Below are 18,896 nucleotides of genomic sequence, written 5' to 3' on the forward strand. Positions count from 1 at the left end.
CAGTTAGACATTTTCTGAGCTGAAAATACTGCATGAAACATGCAGATTTTGCCGGCTTAGAATACAAAACATCAGTAAAACCAGTTGTAACTGTTCCTCACATTTTCAAGAAAGGACGCAGCATCTGGACACTCCAGACACTGCCGAAAAACAAATCATGAATAATGAATCCAATACCCCTGTTGCCGAATCCGGACGCCCGAAGGACGTCACTGGACGAATCGAGACCGAAATCCGCACCTACGATCTCCTGGACTCCTTAAATATTCCCTACATGCGCTTTGACCATGAGGCCGCATTCACTATCGACGCATGCAACGGTGCCGACGAAGTCCTTGGGATCCATATCTGCAAGAACCTCTTCCTCTGCAACGCCCAGAAGACGAAATTCTACCTTCTCCTGATGCCTGGACATAAGAAATTCAAAACGAAGGTTCTCTCCAAACAGATCGGTTCCGCGAGACTTTCCTTTGCGGATGATGACCATATGAAGGAATTTCTTGGTCTGACTCCCGGATCTGTCAGCATCATGGGACTCATGAATGACCCTGAGAACCATGTAAAGCTTCTGATCGATTCTGACGTCTTAAAGGACGAGTATTTCGGCTGCCATCCGTGTATCAACACCACAAGCATGAAGCTCAAAACGTCCGATATCATGGAGAAATTTCTTCCGGCTGTTCATCACGAGCCGACGATCGTGGATCTTCCATGGGAGGAATAAAAACAGCGTTTTCCACCAATCATCGTAAGTACCAGTTTTCCCACACGCTAAAGTCACCTGTAGAATCCATTCCAGATCAGCTTCGCTGATGGGATTTTTGCCTTCCAGCCTATGTTTTCTTGCGGTCAGCGCAGCAAGTGCGCAGACCTACTGAACAGTTACTTTAAATGTATATCTACAAAAAGAAGAACAGGAACGCAGATCTCATCAAGAGACCGCGTCCCCGTTCTTCTTTTTTATCCTTTATTCTATCCTGAAACCTTTATCCGCTCACTGCGCATTTTCGCAGAAAGCATACCATTTTCCTGGCCGTCAGCATCCAAAATGTGCTGATCTGCCGCCTGCTCCCCGGAAGCTCCGGTTTTACTGCATGATGCCATTTGCATCAAACGTATAGCTGACACCATCGATCGTCATCGTCGTGCCTGTCACCATAGCACCTAACTCAGACGGATCCAGATAATACCAGTATCCATCCGGATTGATCCAGCCGCTCATTCTTCCGCCATCACGGTAGAAGTACCCTTTGCCGCTCTCATTCTTCCACTCACCGGTATCCACCGCGGTTCCCTTAGTGACCGGAGCATAATCCTTGTAAGCGAATTCCAGGCATACATTTCCGTTGATTCCGTTTACATGCCCCTTATCCGTACACTGCCAGATCGTGCGACCCTCATATGTACCGTCCGCGCCGTATCTCGCAAGCCAGATATCATAGTGGATCTGCTTTGTGTCCATCTCGGTCGTAAATTTGCTGTAGTCGCTGTATACGATCGGTGTGTAGCCTGCCGCAGCGATCGTATCACAGAATGCGTTTACCACATCTGTGAGCTCCTGAACCGAAAGCTCCAGGATATATTTTGACTCTACATCCACAGCGATCGGATACTTTACATTGTATCCGGATACTTTTTCTACTGCATATTTCGCAGCCGCCTTCGCTTCCTCCACAGTTTTCGTCTGAAGATAAACATACGGAGCTGCCTGAACTCCGTTGTCCAAAGCACCCTTCATATTTTTCTCATAATTCGGATCCATGGTGTAACCACCCTCATATCCGTAAGACATCATCTTAATAAAAGCGAATGATATATCATCTGCCGCAACCTTCGCCCAGTCGATATCTCCCTGCCATTTTGCAACACTGATGCCGCGGCGAAGCGCTCCCTCTATTGTTTTTCCATTATTGTCCACATAAACACCATTTACCTTTTTCCATGCATTTGCAGGATCCGTTACACTGGTATCCGTGGATGCCTTATTCTGCTCATCATAACCCGGTCCGATCTCATCCGCAAACGCGGTAAAACTGCCCTGTGTGATCATTAGCACCGCAAGGACTGCTGCCATATATCGAAATTTTTTCTGAAACATTCTGATTCCGCCTTTCTTCTCTGTCCGTGTTTTATTCCTTAAATATTTTCCATCTTCAAAGCTGCACAAGAAACCGTTGTGACTATGAGGATGCTGAACGGTTACAAACAGTTTTCTTTAAGTCTTCACAAGTATACTACAATTTCCCTCTTTTTTTATTAAGAACTTCTTACATTTTCGTTGTCACACCTCTAAGACTTTGTGGCAAAATTTCGTCCAGGATAAAAGTCGCCAGTTTCCTGACAGCCTTCCCTGTGCCGCAAAAACAAAAGAACCCTTGAAAACCAAGGGTTCCGGAGCGGAGACGGAGGGATTCGAACCCTCGTACCGGGATGAACCGATAAACGCATTTCGAGTGCGCCGCGTTACGGCCGCTTCGCTACGTCTCCAGGATGTCTGCCTCTTTAAAAAAGGCAGACTACATATTATTATACATATTTTTTGAGATTTGTATAGAGAAATCACAAAATAATTTTCACCAGTTTGCTCTTGCGTCGGTTTTCATGCACATGAAAACAGAAGATAGCAGGCATCAATCCACTAATTCCCCTCCGCAAAATAAGCGTCCACCGCCCCTGCGATCCCGCTCGCGATTTTCCCCTGGTAACCGTCATCCTGCAGCCAGGTATCCTCATCCGGATTGCTTAAAAATCCCATTTCAAACACACAGACCGGAATCTCGCACCAGTTGATATCGGAGGAGCTGTCCGTCTCCTGGACGCCGCGGTTTTTCGTGCCTGTGGTGCCGCAGACGGTGTCAACGATCTTCTTGGAAAGATTATAGCTCTTGTCGTGAAGACTGGCGTTATAAGGATTCTGGGACGTCATGCAGGTGGACAGGGCGCCGTAGACGCTGGAGTTATCCATAGTACCGGCATGAAGACGGATCAGGATATCCGCTCCGCTCTTGTTTGCCGCCACAGACCGCTCCGCGCTGCTCATATTCACATCATGGCTCGTGCGGATCATGACGACATGATAGCCGCGGTTTATAAGCTCTTTTTCCAGCTTTTTCGCCACTGTCAGCGTCACCTCGTACTCCGGGACTCCGCTGGATGTTCCCACCGCGCCTTCCGGCATCTTTGCCTTCATGGTCGTGGAGGATGGGCCGATAGGCTCTTTTGAGGTGTTCGCCTTCGCCTGATGTCCCGCGTCGATGGCAACGGTGTGACCGTTAAACGGAATCTCCGGCGCAATCTCAGCATCATCGCTTGCAGCCGCCGTGTAAGCCGCCGCAGCCGCCTCTCTCGCGGCCTCGACGCTCTCCGCCTCGGACATCCCAGAGGACAGTTCTTCTGATTCTGAAGCCTCTTCCGCCAGTTCTGAACTCTCAGAAGCCACATCACCACCCTCTGGATCTGCGCTTAGCGGTTCCCCGGCAGCTTCTCCGAGCGCCTGCACGTCCGCATCCCCGGATCCGGAAGCTCCTGTATCCGTGCTTTCTGCCGCCAGGTCTGCACCATTCCCGGACATTTCAGCCCCCGCCGCCGTCTCACTGCTCAGATCCACTGCCTCATATTTCCTCACCCCATTGCATCCGGTAAGCACCAGAGCAAAAAGGGCTGCAAAGACAAGGAATCGGAGGAGTCCGTTTCCCTTTTTCATCCTGCTCATAGGATCGTTCCTCCTCCGACTACGCATTCATCTTCATAAAATACAACTGCCTGTCCCGGCGTGATCGCACGCTGCGGTTCCTTAAACTGGCACTCCACCGTTCCATCCGGGAGTTCCCTGATGATACAAGGGGATCCCTTGTGGCTGTAGCGGATCTTCGCGAGAACCTCTTTCTCCTCTCCATGAAGACCGTCGATCGCCATCCAGTTCACATCCCTGCAGATCAGATGATCGGAAAATACATCATTTCCCTCACCGATGACGACCTCGTTGGTCTCCGGACGGATCCCTGTGACAAACACCGGATGTCCCATCGCAAGGTTCAGGCCTTTTCTCTGACCGACAGTGTAGTGGGTGATTCCCTTATGTTTTCCGAGGATCACGCCATTTTTATCCACAAAGTTTCCGCATCCCGGAACACCGGACGCCTCGCGCTCGATAAATCCGGCATAATCGTTATCCGGCACAAAGCAGATCTCCATACTGTCCTTCTTCTTTGCCACGGCGAGTCCACGGTCCTCGGCGATCTTTCTCACCTCGTCCTTCGTGTAATCACCGATGGGCATTAAAGTCTTGGAAAGCTGGAACTGGGTCAGGTTGTAGAGCGCGTAAGTCTGGTCCTTTGCCGCTGTCACGGAATTGCGGATCGTGTAACGTCCGTTCGGCAGCTGGCTGATCCGGGCATAGTGACCGGTCGCAATATAATCGGCGCCGATCTCCAGGCTGCGCTCCAAAAGTGCCTCCCATTTTACATAGCGGTTGCAGGCAATGCACGGATTCGGTGTCCGTCCGTGCAGATACTCCGCAACAAAATAATCAATGACATTCTTCTGGAATTCTTTCCGGAAGTTCATAACATAGTAGGGAATTCCAAGTGTCCACGCGACACGTCTCGCGTCCTCCACCGCACTGAGTCCGCAGCATCCGCCGTTTTCCTCAATAGTACAGGAATCCTCTTCCTGCCAGATCTGCATGGTGACCCCGATCACGTCGTATCCCTGCTCCTTTAAAAGACAGGCAGCAACCGATGAGTCCACGCCTCCGGACATTCCTACCACGACTTTTTTCTTCATTAATATTCCTCGTCCTCTTCATGCTCACTGATATCGGACACTGGCTTCTGTAAGCCTTTGATCTCGATATGGTGCTTTTCTGCATAATCCCAGAGTGCTGCATGGATCGCTTCCTCTGCAAGCAGGGAGCAGTGAACCTTTACCGGCGGAAGTCCGTCAAGTGCTTCCATAACTGCCTTATTGGTTACTTCCATCGCTTCCTCGATCGTCTTTCCCATTACCATCTCTGTCGCCATGCTGCTTGTAGCAACTGCAGCGCCGCAGCCGAAGGTTTTAAACTTGCAGTCACGGATGATGTGGCTCTCGTCATCGATATCGAGATAGATTCTCATGATATCGCCGCATTTTGCGTTTCCGACAGTACCTACGCCGCTGGCGTCCTCAATTTCTCCCATGTTTCTCGGGTGCTGGAAATGGTCCATTACTTTCTCTGAATACATTATTTTTCCTCTTACTTTCTGTTCTTCTTAATGAAATCCTCATAGAGCGGGGACATTGCGCGAAGCTTCTCCACGATCTTCTTAAGGCAGTCTACAGTATGGTCGATCTCTTCCTTCGTTGTCTCCTCGCTTAAGGTAAGACGTAAGGATCCGTGCGCGATCTCGTGCGGAAGTCCGATGGCTAAGAGCACATGGGACGGGTCCAGGGAACCGGATGTGCATGCGGAGCCGCTGGATCCGCAGATTCCGTCCATGTCCAGCATGATGAGTAAGGACTCACCCTCGATGAACTGGAACGCGAAGTTTGCGTTGTTGGAGAGACGGTTCGTGCGGTGACCGTTTAAGCGTGTGTACGGAATCTCGTCCATGACACGTCCGATCAGGTAATCACGGAGTTCTGTCTCTTTCTTCTTATTATTCTCAAGCTCTGCCATCGCGATCTCGACTGCCTTCCCGAGACCGACGATTCCCGGCACATTCTCAGTTCCGGCACGGCGTTTTCTTTCCTGGGCACCGCCATGGATGAAGGAGCGGAGCTTTAAGCCTTTTCTGATGTAGAGGAAGCCGACTCCCTTCGGTCCGTGGAATTTATGGCCACTGGCGCTTAACATGTCGATATGGTACTCATCCACATTGATCGGCTCATGGCAGAATGCCTGAACCGCGTCTGTGTGGAAGATGATCCCGTTCTCATGGGCGATCTCACCGATCTCCCTGATCGGCTGGATCGTTCCGATCTCGTTGTTGGCGAACATCACAGAGATCAGGATCGTATCCGGGCGGATCGCTTTCTTCAACTCGTCGATGGAAACGGAGCCGTACTCGTCTACCGGGAGGTAGGTGATCTCATAGCCGCGCTTCTCGAGATACTCACAGGTGTGAAGGATCGCGTGGTGCTCGATCTTTGTTGTGATGATGTGTTTTCCTTTGGACGCGTAAGCCTCCGCAGTCGCGATCAGAGCCCAGTTGTCGGACTCGGAACCGCCATTTGTGAAGTAGATCTCATTGTCCTTTGCGCCGAGAGCGTTTGCTACAGTCTCTCTTGCTTTTGCGAGGGCTTCCTTGCACGGGGTGGAAAACTCATATACCGCGGAAGGGTTTCCGTAATATTCTGTATAAAACGGCAGCATGGCTTCCACGACTTCCGGACGTACCTTTGTCGTAGCCGCATTGTCGAGATAGATTACTTTCTTCATTGTTCCGCCTTTCTGTAAAGCTTGATCATCCAGTCTTGCTGTTATACCGCCGCAAGGCTGAACTGTTACCATTTATTTTATGCCATGACCCGAAAGTCAGCTCCCAAAAAGGCGCGGACAGGCCACAGATATCCTACATTATATACGAAACCTGTTGGGAATTTCAACCGGTAATCTTATGTTTTTTCAGAAATACACAGTAACTCGCTAAGTATTTAGGAAATCCCCGTATTTTCAGCGGTTTCAGCCGTCATATCCATCTCTTATTTTCACATATATATAACAGAATCCTTCTGCCTCAACGGAGCTGCCCATGCCTTTATCCCATAAAACTCACCCACTGATCACTGGAACCATTCTCCTCACCGCCGCCGGACTTCTTTCCCGGGTCCTCGGCTTTTTCTACCGGATCTTTCTCTCCCGGACTATCGGTGCGGAGGGACTCGGAATCTACCAGATGATCTTCCCAGTCTACGGAATCTTTTTCTCCCTCTGCGCCGGGTCGATCCAGACCGCCATCTCCCGCTTTACCGCAGCGGACCCGGACCATGCGAAGCGGACGCTGCTCTCTGGCTTTTCTTTATCCTTCGCCATGTCTCTGGCCGCCGCCTTTGTGATCCGGCACTTCTCGGGCCCTCTTGCGGAACATGTCCTCATGGAACCGCGGTGTGCCCCGCTGCTCTCCGTCATGGCCTTCGCGATTCCGTGTACCTCCGTCCATGCCTGCATCTGCGGGTACTATTACGGAAAAGAAAAAGTCTCCGTCCCCGCTGCCGCCCAGCTTTTTGAACAGATGATCCGGATCTTTACGGTATTTCTGCTGGTGTCTGTCTGCATCGAGAAACGGATTCCGGTCACAGTGTCACTTGCCGTATTCGGGCTGGTTGCCGGGGAAGCCGGATCGGCGTTGTTTGTGCTGATATTTTTTCTTTTATTTCATGAGTTTCACGAAAATACAGGCAGATCCTGCAGGATTGGCCAAAGTTCCATAAAAAATCCGCTTTTCAGGAATTCCGAACGAATTTCAGATTTCTCAGGCAATCTGTTCTCTCCCATGGCCGCCCTCCTGGCCCTAGCTGCCCCACTCATGGCAAACCGTCTCATCCTGAACCTTTTGCAAAGCGCGGAGACGATCATGATCCCGGAGCGCCTGACCGTCTACGGACTCACCCGTTCCCAGGCCGTCAGTACATATGGAACTCTCACAGGCATGGCGATGCCTTTTGTCCTCTTTCCATCGGCCCTGGTAAACTCCCTGGCTGTGGTCCTGCTGCCCGCCACTGCGAGGCACCAGTCCGCCGGAAACGACTCCGGAATTGCCGCCGGGATCTCCATGTCCTTCCGATACAGCCTTTATCTCGGAATTTTTTGCATCGGGGTCTTCACAGTCTTCGGAGATGCGCTGGGCTTACAGATATTTAAAAGCCAGGACGCCGGATCCTTCATTCAGATCCTCGCCTGGCTCTGCCCGTTTCTCTATCTCGCCACCTCATCCGGCAGCATTTTAAATGGGCTCGGAAAAACGAAACTCACGTTTTTCCATCACCTGGTCTCACTTCTCATCCGCATCGCCTTCGTGTGGTTCGGGATCCCGGAGTTTGGGATCCGCGCCTGCCTCTGGGGGATGCTGGCGAGTGAGATGCTTTTAGCCCTGCTCCATATTCTGGCGCTCCGAAGGATCGTCCCCTGTGACTGGAACGCATGGATATTGATCGGAAAGCCTGTTTTCTGCCTGCTTTGCGCCCTGTGGCTCTTCCGGCTCTTTCCGGAAACGCTTCCGCTTCCGGCAGGACTCCCGGATTTTTTCCGGACTGCAGTGCAGATACTTCTTTTATCCACCATGTATCTCCTGTTTCTGCTGTTTTTTCACAGAAAACAGAGTCCGGCCTCTACATGATCACTCGTCGAATTCCACCGTCACATAATACCCGCGGTCATTCTGGATAATATCCTTCACGATGCCCTTTTTGCTCTTCAGTCTCTCCGTAAACCGGAACAATCCCGACATCGCCACTGCCGGCTCGATCATGTAGTTCACATTGACCGGCGTGATGGACTCGCTGACGTCCACCTCCTGTCCGACCTCCACAAGGCCCGGACGTTCCATTTTAAATACGATCTCTCTCATTTTTATCCTCTTTTCTATTTACGGTAACAGGCATTCCAGAAGCCGTGAAACATTTCGTCGGTACCTTCTGGTTCTCACTTTCCGCCTTGTATCATCGCCACAGGCAGTTTCTTCCGGATGCCCAGTGACGTAAAAATGCCGCCAGACCGCTTTTTAGCGCTCCCTGGCGGCATTACCTTTTTACTTTCCCGGCATTGCTGCCATGTTCTCTCAAACCTGTCTGACGAGCTTATTTCCCCTCGTAAATGATCGCAGAATCCACATCATATTTCTGCAGTTTATCTCTTCCCTTTAATCCCGCAAGCTCCATCACAAAACAGATCTTAACGACCTCTCCGCCAAGCTCTTCCACAAGCTTTGCGATCGCTTCCACGGTTCCGCCTGTGGCGATCAGGTCATCGATGATCACGACCTTCTGGCCCGGTTTGATGGAATCTTTGTGGAGCTCGATGGTTCCGGTGCCGTACTCCAAGGCGTACTCCATAGAAACGGTCTCTCTCGGAAGCTTTCCCGGTTTTCTCGCCGGAACAAAGGCTTTTCCCATCGCGTAAGCAACCGGTGTTCCAAAAATAAATCCTCTGGACTCCGCTCCAACGACCACATCGAAATCTACGTCTTTTACCATCTCAAGGAGAGAATCGATCGCCAGCTTTAATCCATCCGGATCCTGTAAAATTGAAGTGATATCACGGAAAATAATCCCCGGCTCCGGAAAATCCGGGATGCTTACTACATAATCTTCCAGCTTTTTCATAATATTTATGGTTCCTTTCTGATTCGATCCACGATTACTTCTATTTTATCACATGTGTTTTTTTCTGGCAACCTTGAGAAAAAGCAAAACGTCGGTTGAATGCCTACCTTTTTTGTAGTATAATCAGAGCAGTTCCAGATTCCGCATGATGAGCGGAATCTTTGTTTGTTTCATCTGCAGATGTCCTCTGAGCGCATTTCTGCAGAATAATATCGCAAAATTGTTCCTTATCGGCACAGTTATAACATTTTTTAGGAAGTCCAATGATCTGAACATCTCACATCTTGTCAGATCACTGTTGAAATTGGTGAAATAATCATGAAAATATCTACAAAGGGTCGTTATGCACTGCGCATGGTCATCGACCTGGCTGAACATGCCGACGATGGCTTTATCTCCTTAAAGGACATCGCCGCCCGCCAGGGTCTCTCGAAAAAATATTTAGAGCAGATCGTTCCACTCTTAAACAAGACCGGAATGCTCTCCACCACCCGCGGCTACCAGGGCGGATACAAACTCGCAAAATCCCCGTCGGAATGCACCGTCGGTGCGATCTTACAGACCACTGAAGGCAGCCTCGCCCCGGTCTCCTGCCTCGAGCACACTCCAAACCCCTGCGAACGTTGCTCCGCCTGCGACACGCTCCCGGTCTGGGAAGGCTTAAACCGCGTCATCATGGATTATCTCGACGGAATCACAATCCAGACGATCCTCGACCAGAAGCATGAGCTCGAGGAAAAGCACAGACTGGCAGCTGAGGAGATCTTAAATCGTGTGAAGGGTCCGTGTCAGTCATAAAATCTGCGGCTTTGTGACTTTTTTATATTGTATTTTATATGTTGAAAAAAAGCTTCGCAAAAAATTGTCTTAAGGCAGTTTCTTACGAAGTTTTTTCTGTGCCTGTTCAACGGCACAGACCGTTACAGATTTATATATTGGGGACGGTAGCATGGCATCCACATATATTCCACTTCCGTCCAACAACAGAACAGCGGTCACACATATTGCTACGCAGTGACCGCTGTCCTGTATTCGTTCGTTAATTGAGGGGGATTTTTTCCAGCACAGCTTGACGCACGGCTGAACTGTTGGGGGATTATTCCTGTAATGTCTTAAACGCCTCGTCCAGATCCTCGATGATGTCGTCGATGTTCTCTGTACCGATGGAGAGACGGATCGTATTCTGTTTGATGCCCTGATCCGCCAACTCCTCGTCGTTTAACTGGGAGTGGGTCGTAGATGCCGGATGGATCACGAGGGACTTTACGTCTGCAACGTTCGCAAGTAAAGAGAAGAGCTCGAGGTTATCGATAAACTTCTTCGCTGCCTCTGCGCCGCCTTTGATCTCGAAGGTAAAGATGGAGCCGCCGCCGTTCGGGAAGTATTTCTTGTAGAGTCTCTGCTGTTCCGGATCATCAGATACAGACGGATGGTTTACCTTCTCTACGAGCGGATGGTTGTTTAAGTACTCAACAACCTTTAATGCGTTCTGTACATGGCGCTCTACGCGGAGAGACAGTGTCTCAAGTCCCTGTAAGAAAATGAATGCGTGGAATGGGGATATCGTTGCGCCTGTGTCGCGAAGTAAGATCGCGCGGATCTTTGTGACGAATGCAGCTCTTCCTGCTGCCTTTACGAAGCTTACGCCATGGTAGCTCGGATTCGGCTCAACTAAGGACGGGAACTTTCCGCTTGCTTCCCAGTCGAAGTTGCCACTGTCAATGATCACACCGCCGATGGTGGTTCCGTGGCCGCCGATGAATTTTGTCGCGGAGTGGAATACGATATCAGCGCCGTACTCGATCGGTCTTACAAGGTACGGAGTTGCGAATGTGTTGTCGACAACCAGCGGGATCTTATGTGCGTGGGCGATGGAAGCCAGCTTCTCGATATCAACGACATCGGAGTTCGGATTTCCGAGTGTCTCAACATGGATCGCTTTTGTATTCTCCTGGATCGCATTCTCTACTTCCTCGTAGTTGAACGGATCAACGAAGGTTGCTGTCACGCCGTACTCCGGAAGTGTGTGCGCTAAAAGGTTATATGTTCCGCCGTAGATGTTCTTTGCTGCGACGATGTGATCACCTGCATGCGCAAGGTTCTGGAATACATAGGTTGCTGCTGCCGCGCCGGAGGCAACTGCCAGTGCCGCAACGCCGCCCTCCAATGCTGCGATCCTCTTCTCAAATACATCCTCGGTCGGGTTTGTCAGCCTGCCGTAGATATTTCCTGCGTCTGTGAGTCCGAAACGTGCTGCCGCATGCTCGCAGTTTCTGAATACATAGGAAGAGGTCTGGTAGATCGGAACCGCTCTCGCGTCTGTCACCGGATCCGGCTGCTCCTGTCCTACATGAAGCTGTAATGTCTCAAATTTGAAGTTTCTCTCCGCTCTTGTTTTCTTTGCCATAGTGATTTTCCTCCTCTTATTCCGGATCGGGACATCGCATTTCATTCCCGAAAAATTTCTTATTTTCATTTACCAACCATCCTATCTGGTTGCAAGGTAATAGTACCATATGTTGGAAAATCTGTCTAATTGGATGTACTCAAGGTTTGCTATAGGTTTTTCCTATTGCTTTATGCTGCGTCAAGGCACCGCAGGAATCATGATCTTTTGCACCCTTTCCGGCATTTCTCATACACTGAACATATAGAACGATCGCAAAGAGAGGTCTTTTGGTATTATGAGAAAATTTCTGGCACCGGTTCTTCTTGTGTTTACGGCAGCGGCTCTGCTTGCCGGATGTAAGAAGAACACGGAATCATCTTTAACCCCCGTGACTTTAAATGAGGTTGCCCACTCCATCTTCTACGCCCCCCAATATGCCGCCATCGAGCTGGGGTATTTTGAGGAGGAGGGAATCGATCTGACACTGGTAAACGGTGCAGGGGCTGACAAGGTCATGACAGCCCTGGTATCCGGGGATGCGGACATCGGGTTCATGGGATCTGAGGCGAGTATCTATACTTATATCCAGGGCGATGATGACTACGCCGTAAACTTCGCCCAGCTCACCCAGCGGGCTGGGAACTTCCTCGTTGGACGGACACCGGAAGCTGATTTCAAGTGGGAAAACCTCATTGGGAAGAAAGTTTTAGGCGGCCGTGCCGGTGGCATGCCCCAGATGGTCTTTGAGTATATCTTAAAGAAGAACGGCATCGATCCCACAAAGGATCTCTCCATCGACCAGAGCATCAGCTTCGGTCTCACCGCCGCGGCCTTCACCAGCAATGATTCCGACTACACCGTCGAGTTCGAACCCTTCGCGACAGCCCTGGAACAGGAAGGAAACGGCTATGTAGTCGCGTCCCTCGGAAAAGACTCCGGCTATGTACCCTACACCGCCTACAGTGCCAAGAAGAGCTATCTCGAAAAGCACCCGGAGATCATCCGGAAATTCACAAATGCGATTCAGAAAGGCCTCGACTATGTGAACACCCACTCCGCTGAGGAGATCGCCGAGACGATAAGCCCGCAGTTTAAGGAGACCGACACCGAAAAGATCGCGATCATCGTGGACCGCTACAAAGAGCAGGATACCTGGAAAGAAAATACGGTCTTTGAGAAGGAAAGCTTTGAGCTTCTCGAGAACATTCTGGAGGAAGCCGGTGAGCTTGACACGCGGGTTCCTTATGAGGATCTTGTGAATACGAAGTTTGCGAAGGCAGCCGCAGAGAAATAACCTTCTAATCGGAGAGATCTGAATTTTTTTAATCATTGTAACTGTTCAGCAGGTCTGCGCACTTGCCGCGCTGACCGTAAGAAAACATAAGCTGGAAGGCAAAAATCCCATCGGCGCAGCCGATCTCGAATGGTTTTTGCTTGTAACTATGAAAATACTGAGGTTACTAATCATTTAAATTCAGATCTCTCCGATATTTTTATACTTCCTCTCCTCTCATTCTCCACCATCCCATCATCCACTTCACATAGTCAGAAAATCCCGCGGGATCCACATCCCGGGCCGCAATGACAGGGATGTTTCCGATCTCCTCCCCATTGAACCGGTAGCGCAGCGTTCCAAGCTGGTCTCCCGCCTTTACCGGGGCCTTTGCGCTCTCTTCCAGCATCAGTTCCCGCTCCACACCGGAAAAGTCCTCGCCGTGGAGTCCCAGATATGTAAAGGTTACGCCGTAGGAAAGTTCCACCTCCGGCTCTTTTCCGCCTGTCACGGAGAGTTTCGGAAGCTCCGGCGGCGTCTCATCTTTATAGAGCCTGCAGTTTCCAAACCCATAATTTAAAAGCGTCACCGCGTCCTTAAATCTCGCCTTGAAGTCCGGTGCCGCCATAATCGCGGCGATAAGCTCCACGCCATCCTTTTTTGCTGTGGCGGAGAGACAGTATTTTGCGATACTGGTGGAACCTGTTTTCAGCCCCGTCACCTCGAAATTCGTCGCCATCTTTAAGAGCTTATTTGTGTTGGAGAGACCGAACTCCTTTGTCCCCTGCTTCGTCACATGGGTGATATTCTCCATCCAGATCGTCGTATAGTTTGTGATCTGCGGGTATTTTGTGATAAGTTCCCTGGACATCAGCGCGATGTCCCTCGCCGTAGTCACATGTTCCGGGGAATCCGTGAGTCCACAGCAGTCAATGAACTTCGTGTGCTCCATCCCCAGGCCTTTCGCCCGCTCATTCATCATCTTCACAAAAGTCCCCTCATCGCCTCCGATAAACTCAGCCATTGCCACCGACGCGTCGTTGCCGGAGGCGATGACGATGCACTTAATCAGAGTTTCCACGGTCTGGATCTCGCCCTCCTCCAGGAACACCTGGGATCCGCCCATGGATTTCGCGTGGGCGCTTGTCACCACCTCGTCTGTCAGACGGATCTTCCCTGACTGCAGGGCGTCGAAGATCAGGATCAGCGTCATGATCTTTGTGACACTGGCGGGATTTCTCGGCTCATCCGCGTTTTTCTCGCAGATCACGGTTCCTGTGGATGCCTCCATGAGGATCGCGGATGGGGCCGTGATCTCCGGGCCGGTGTACGGTGTCAGCTCCGGCTGCATCTGCTGTATTTCCATGATCTGATTTCTTATATCCTTTTTCCATGTCCCTTCCCTCATCATCCCGTATCCGCTCACCGGTTCCATCATGAACAGGATTCCGGCCATGATCCCACAAATGCTTCTTTTTCCCACTCTCATATTTCTACTCCTGACCTGCCTGCTGTTCCATAAAATTTCTTCGCCCGGACGCCATTTTATTCCGCCCTGCGGCACGCTTTTCATGTTCTCAGCCAGTTTTCTCCTTATAAAATATGGCCCGGACATCCCCCTTTATGTCACTGCTTACAAAATGCTTAATTTTTCTATTTCTCGTAGCGTCGGACATGGGGTTGTGCTATGATAGAAGTAATAAATACAGAATTTTATCCGTTGTTCTGTCTGGCAAAGGACGGCGGTTACGAATTAAATTACGAGGTGATATTTTGGAATACAATAATGATTTTGAAAGGCGCCGCGCATATATTTCAAGCCGCGAAAAGCTGCGGAAACGGCGGCGGACAGTTCATATTACGATACTGCTGATCGTTCTCGGAGTTCTTCTCCTGGGAATCGGCGGACTGCTCCTCTTTAAAAAAGGAGGCCGCTTATCCACACAGTTGAAAAACAACACTTCTGAATCTTCGGCGGAATCCGATCCGTCTGGAGATGATAAAACGACTGTTTCACTTGCGGAGAGCGGATCCGGAGAAGACGCTTCTCCGGAGTCACAGGAAGCTGCCGCACCGGCTGCCGCCTACAATACAGGCGATACTGCCCTGGATGGGATTTTAAACAGCGCTCACGCAAAATTCGTCACCTACGACTACGATGCTGCCATCGAGATCTTAAACTCCAACCCGGATTACGCGGAGAATTCCGATGTGAAGGAGCTTCTCGCCGCCTGCGAGGAGACAAAATCCACACTCGTCCGGGCGGATGTAAACAAGATCACCCATGTGTTCTTCCACTCCCTGATCATGGATAACTCCAAAGCCTTCGACGGGGACGCGGATTCCAAGGGCTACAACCAGGTGATGACCACGAAGAGCGAATTTTTAAAGATCCTGGATTCCATGTACGAGAAAGGATATGTTCTCGTAAAGCTCCACGATATTGCCCACGAGGTGACGGACGAAAACGGCAATACGAAGATGGTGGCGGGAGATATTATGCTGCCGCCTGGAAAGATTCCTTTCGTCATGTCCCAGGATGACCTCTGCTATTACGAGTATATGGACGGTGATGGTTTCGCAAGCCGGATGATCGTGGGTGAGAACGGAAAGCCGACCTGCGAGATGGTGATGGATGACGGCTCCGTGTCGGTGGGCTCTTATGATCTCGTGCCGCTCCTTGAGGACTTTATCACGGAACACCCCGATTTTTCCTACCGGGGTGCCCGGGCGGTCCTGGCGTTTACCGGATATCAGGGCGTTCTGGGATACCGGACGGATCCGTCCTATGAGAGCTCCAACCCAAATTATGAGGCCGATAAAGAGATGGTCCGCCAGGTGGCACAGTGTCTCAGGGACAACGGCTGGGAGCTCGCCTCCCACAGCTGGGGACATATCAATTTCGGGAAACGCTCCTTTGAGGATGTGAAGACAGACTCCGATAAGTGGGCCTCCAGGGTGGAATCCCTGATCGGAAAGACGGATATCCTGCTCTACCCATTCGGATCAGATGTTGGCGACTGGCATCCGTACACAATGGAAAATGAAAAATACGCATATCTCCATGAGCTGGGCTTCCGCTACTTCTGCAATGTAGACTCCAGCCAGTACTGGGTACAGTTTGGATCTGACTATCTCCGCCAGGGACGCCGGAACCTGGACGGCTACCGCATGTACTACGACCTGCCGGAGACGAATCCGGATAAAGACCACTTAAGCGACCTCTTCGATGTGACCCAGGTCTTCGACCGCGAACGGCCGGTTCCGGTGGCACCGATGAATTAGACCTGGAATTAAAAACGGACTTCAAAAGTCATATCTCATATGGCTCACGAAGTCCGTTTCTTTTGTTTATATCCGCTAAAGCTTTCACTGGAAGTCCCTTCTGAATACATGGGAACCCGCAGAGCCTGCCAACGGCAGCTTCTTCGGAATTCGAGAAAATCAAAATACGCTGGACAGTTTTTCCATCCAGCGTACCCGGTATTATTCTGCATTTTCTGTTTTTCAGCTGAAATCTTCATTTAGAACTGCACAATATCCTTGATCTCCTGCGCCGGTTCCACGCTCTCGGCGTAGAGCACCGGACCGACACCGTCGTAGTCCGGCCAGAACTCGTATGCGATCTTCGCGCGGACCTTGACCCACTGCTTTGTCTCAAGGTTTCTCGCCTCACGCGCCTTGCAGATAAATCCTAAAAATGTCATATCTGCCTCGCAGCATGTCATCGCCATTCGGCCCGGAACGAAATAGTTCTTCGGGAATTCCGGGGATTTTAATACCATACCGGTGAACTCCACAACTTTTCCCTCGTAGCGGTCCTGCTTATCCATGGCGTCGATGTACCAGATGCCGTAATCCTTCGGATCGATCTTGATCACATCTGCTTTCATGTCGTACGGAAGATCCTCTTCCAGAACCTCCTGCTCGATCTCGCCTTCCGCGTCCTCGAAGATCAGCTCTGCCTGCGGGTTTAAAGCCTTTAAGCCGCGGCGGTAGCGGGTGATGTTCTCATCGCTGACTTCATCGCAGCGGTTCATGATCACAAGCTCGGAGCGCTTTACAAGGAGCGCTAAGAGCGGCTTCATGTTGCTTAAATAGAGCTCGAAGGTGGAGCCGTCGATGATCGTGATCTGCTGGAAGAGTTCCCAGGTATCCGGGAGCTGCAGCTGATCCTGCGGCCACATTCCGTTCCACTCGATGAGCACGCGGGCCGGGTCATATAATGCCTCGATCCGTCCGTAGAAATCCTCGTCCATCTCGGAGATATCTTCCACGGTAACGATCTTTGTTCTTGTTTTCTTTAAGATTTCCTTATCGTACTCCGTATCGCCTTCCTCGCAGAGGATCAGAACGGTCGTACCGTCGGCCTGGAAATAGTCCTGCTGTAAAGTATTTGTGATGAACTGGGTCTTTCCCGCTTCCAGAAAGCCGTTGATGACAAATACCGGCATTTTTTCCTGCTGTTTCACTGTCTTATTCTCCTAATTATATAAAATGGTTCCTGCCCACGTCTTGCGCAGACAGGAACTGCCACTGAACAGGTTCTGCAGATCTGGCAGCCTGACCCTGGCAGAATACGTTCATTAAGCCTCAAACGCAGCCTTTAACTCGCCTTCCTTCAGGTTGGAACCGATCACGCACACTTTTCCTGTGTAGATCGGAGCGCCTGTGCGGATCTCGGTCTCTTCCGGTACAAGATCGAAGTAGTACCATGTTCCGTCCGCATCCGGCAGCATTCCCTTTGCGCGGAGAACCTGGCCGTACTTCTCGGAATGTGCGAGTTCCTGTAACAGGGACTCGAGTTTCTCCTTTGTGATGGTACGGTTTGTCTCAAGACCCCAGCTTGTGAATACCTCGTCGGCGTCATGATCGTGGTGGTGATGGTGGTGGCCGCATCCACACTCGCCGTCATGATGATGGTGATGCTCGTGCTCATCATCGTCATCATCGTGGTGATGGTGATGGCCGCATCCGCACTCTTCGTCATCGCCATGGTGGTGATGATGGTGCTCATGCTCATCTTCGTCGTCATCATCGTCATCGTGGTGGTGATGGTGGTGGCCGCACTCACACTCTTCGTCATCGTCATGGTGGTGATGATGGTGCTCATGCTCATCTTCGTCGTCATCATCGTCATCGTGGTGGTGATGGTGGTGGCCACAGCAGCACTCCTCGTCGTCATCGTCATGATGATGGTGATGGCCCTCTTTTACCTCCTCAAGGAGCTTCTCAGCCATATCATCTGTCGGCTTCTCGATGATCTCAAGAAGCTGCTCGCCTGTGAGCTTGTCGATCGGAGTTGTAACGATAGCTGCCTTCGGGTTCTTCTCGCGGATCATCTCTACACACTGAGCGACCTTGTCTGCGTCAGCGACATCGGTACGGCTTAACACGATCGTTCCTGCGCTCTCGATCTGGTTATTGAAGAACTCACCAAAGTTCTTCATGTACATCTTACACTTCTGAGCGTCAACGACTGTCACGGAACCGTTTAATACAACGTCGATCTCGCCCGCAACGTCGCAGACTGCCTTCATGACGTCGGAAAGCTTGCCGACACCTGACGGCTCGATAATTACACGGTCCGGTGTATACTTTGTAAGGACTTCATTTAAGGAACGTCCGAAATCACCGACTAAGGAACAGCAGATGCATCCGGAGTTCATCTCACGGATCTCGATGCCGGAATCCTTTAAGAAGCCGCCGTCGATACCGATCTCACCAAATTCATTCTCGATCAGGACTACTTTCTCGCCCGCAATTGCTTCTTTCAGAAGCTTCTTTATAAATGTTGTTTTTCCGGCTCCGAGGAAACCGGAGATAATATCAATTTTTGTCATAATGACACCTCTTTCTTGCCATCCGCGCGGCATTCCTGTATTTTTATCTGTCCGCCTTAATTTTATACTGTATACAGACCAGATCCAC

16 protein-coding genes and 1 tRNA gene are annotated in these 18,896 nt (G+C 50.7%); 5 read left to right on the forward strand and 12 right to left on the reverse strand.

Annotated features, from left to right (window positions below; all coding sequences use genetic code 11):
• The first annotated feature begins 157 nt into the window (after positions 1-157).
• Complete coding sequence (locus ABCW45_RS02960) at positions 158-724, forward strand: prolyl-tRNA synthetase associated domain-containing protein (protein WP_117504463.1); 567 nt, start codon at positions 158-160, stop codon at positions 722-724.
• A 363-nt stretch (positions 725-1,087) separates the two neighbouring features.
• Here ABCW45_RS02960 and ABCW45_RS02965 read toward each other — a convergent pair whose 3' ends face one another.
• The 6 genes from ABCW45_RS02965 to nifS all read right to left on the reverse strand — a co-directional run bounded on the left by ABCW45_RS02965 (position 1,088) and on the right by nifS (position 6,421).
• Positions 1,088-2,098 carry a GH25 family lysozyme gene (locus tag ABCW45_RS02965; RefSeq protein WP_343220235.1) on the reverse strand — a complete coding sequence of 337 codons (1,011 nt, stop codon included), beginning with the start codon at positions 2,096-2,098 and terminating at the stop codon, positions 1,088-1,090.
• Between the two features lie 299 nt (positions 2,099-2,397).
• Positions 2,398-2,487: transfer RNA gene (locus tag ABCW45_RS02970), tRNA-Ser, on the reverse strand.
• A 151-nt stretch (positions 2,488-2,638) separates the two neighbouring features.
• Positions 2,639-3,712: an N-acetylmuramoyl-L-alanine amidase family protein gene (locus tag ABCW45_RS02975; protein ID WP_343220236.1), complete on the reverse strand. Its 1,074-nt coding sequence runs from the start codon at positions 3,710-3,712 to the stop codon at positions 2,639-2,641.
• Entirely contained in the window at positions 3,709-4,785 is a 1,077-nt protein-coding gene (gene mnmA, locus ABCW45_RS02980) for a tRNA 2-thiouridine(34) synthase MnmA (RefSeq protein WP_343220237.1), read from the reverse strand. The genes ABCW45_RS02975 and mnmA overlap by 4 nt, the downstream gene beginning before the upstream one ends.
• Positions 4,785-5,225, reverse strand: coding sequence for a Fe-S cluster assembly scaffold protein NifU (gene nifU, locus ABCW45_RS02985; RefSeq protein ID WP_015553494.1), 441 nt, complete (start codon positions 5,223-5,225; stop codon positions 4,785-4,787). Before nifU ends, mnmA begins: the two co-directional genes overlap by 1 nt.
• 11 nt (positions 5,226-5,236) lie before the next feature.
• Complete coding sequence (gene nifS / locus ABCW45_RS02990; RefSeq protein ID WP_015553495.1) at positions 5,237-6,421, reverse strand: cysteine desulfurase NifS; 1,185 nt, start codon at positions 6,419-6,421, stop codon at positions 5,237-5,239.
• 313 nt (positions 6,422-6,734) lie between these two features.
• On the opposite strand from nifS, the gene ABCW45_RS02995 reads away from it, so the two are divergent.
• Positions 6,735-8,318 carry an oligosaccharide flippase family protein gene (locus ABCW45_RS02995; RefSeq protein ID WP_343220238.1) on the forward strand — a complete coding sequence of 528 codons (1,584 nt, stop codon included), beginning with the start codon at positions 6,735-6,737 and terminating at the stop codon, positions 8,316-8,318.
• Here ABCW45_RS02995 and ABCW45_RS03000 read toward each other — a convergent pair whose 3' ends face one another.
• Both ABCW45_RS03000 and ABCW45_RS03005 read right to left on the reverse strand, forming a co-directional pair.
• Positions 8,319-8,549 carry a hypothetical protein gene (locus tag ABCW45_RS03000; protein ID WP_015553497.1) on the reverse strand — a complete coding sequence of 77 codons (231 nt, stop codon included), beginning with the start codon at positions 8,547-8,549 and terminating at the stop codon, positions 8,319-8,321.
• A 229-nt stretch (positions 8,550-8,778) separates the two neighbouring features.
• Positions 8,779-9,303, reverse strand: coding sequence for an adenine phosphoribosyltransferase (locus tag ABCW45_RS03005; RefSeq protein ID WP_343220239.1), 525 nt, complete (start codon positions 9,301-9,303; stop codon positions 8,779-8,781).
• A 318-nt stretch (positions 9,304-9,621) separates the two neighbouring features.
• Between ABCW45_RS03005 and ABCW45_RS03010 the strand changes: the two genes are divergently transcribed.
• Positions 9,622-10,101 carry an RrF2 family transcriptional regulator gene (locus tag ABCW45_RS03010; RefSeq protein ID WP_343220240.1) on the forward strand — a complete coding sequence of 160 codons (480 nt, stop codon included), beginning with the start codon at positions 9,622-9,624 and terminating at the stop codon, positions 10,099-10,101.
• Between the two features lie 298 nt (positions 10,102-10,399).
• On the opposite strand, the gene ABCW45_RS03015 is transcribed toward ABCW45_RS03010, so the two are convergent.
• On the reverse strand, positions 10,400-11,710 hold the full coding sequence (locus ABCW45_RS03015) for an O-acetylhomoserine aminocarboxypropyltransferase/cysteine synthase family protein (RefSeq protein WP_015553500.1): 1,311 nt from the start codon (positions 11,708-11,710) through the stop codon (positions 10,400-10,402).
• A 277-nt stretch (positions 11,711-11,987) separates the two neighbouring features.
• Between ABCW45_RS03015 and ABCW45_RS03020 the strand changes: the two genes are divergently transcribed.
• A complete protein-coding gene (locus ABCW45_RS03020) occupies positions 11,988-12,986 on the forward strand; it encodes an ABC transporter substrate-binding protein (protein WP_015553501.1) in 999 nt (332 codons plus the stop codon).
• A gap of 199 nt (positions 12,987-13,185) precedes the next feature.
• Here the strand turns inward: ABCW45_RS03020 and ABCW45_RS03025 are convergent, their stop codons facing one another.
• Positions 13,186-14,331, reverse strand: a complete 1,146-nt coding sequence (locus ABCW45_RS03025; protein WP_343220363.1) for a D-alanyl-D-alanine carboxypeptidase family protein — start codon at positions 14,329-14,331, stop codon at positions 13,186-13,188.
• 407 nt (positions 14,332-14,738) lie between these two features.
• On the opposite strand from ABCW45_RS03025, the gene ABCW45_RS03030 reads away from it, so the two are divergent.
• On the forward strand, positions 14,739-16,250 hold the full coding sequence (locus tag ABCW45_RS03030) for a polysaccharide deacetylase family protein (protein ID WP_343220241.1): 1,512 nt from the start codon (positions 14,739-14,741) through the stop codon (positions 16,248-16,250).
• A gap of 239 nt (positions 16,251-16,489) precedes the next feature.
• Here the strand turns inward: ABCW45_RS03030 and ABCW45_RS03035 are convergent, their stop codons facing one another.
• Together ABCW45_RS03035 and ABCW45_RS03040 are read right to left on the reverse strand one after the other, a co-directional pair.
• Positions 16,490-17,437, reverse strand: coding sequence for a TIGR03943 family putative permease subunit (locus tag ABCW45_RS03035; RefSeq protein WP_343220242.1), 948 nt, complete (start codon positions 17,435-17,437; stop codon positions 16,490-16,492).
• Between the two features lie 114 nt (positions 17,438-17,551).
• Positions 17,552-18,808, reverse strand: coding sequence for a CobW family GTP-binding protein (locus ABCW45_RS03040; protein WP_343220243.1), 1,257 nt, complete (start codon positions 18,806-18,808; stop codon positions 17,552-17,554).
• Between the last annotated feature and the right edge of the window lie 88 nt (positions 18,809-18,896).

The sequence above is a fragment of the Pilosibacter fragilis genome (assembly GCF_032490495.1).
GTDB classification, from domain to species: Bacteria; Bacillota; Clostridia; order Lachnospirales; family Lachnospiraceae; genus Pilosibacter; species Pilosibacter fragilis.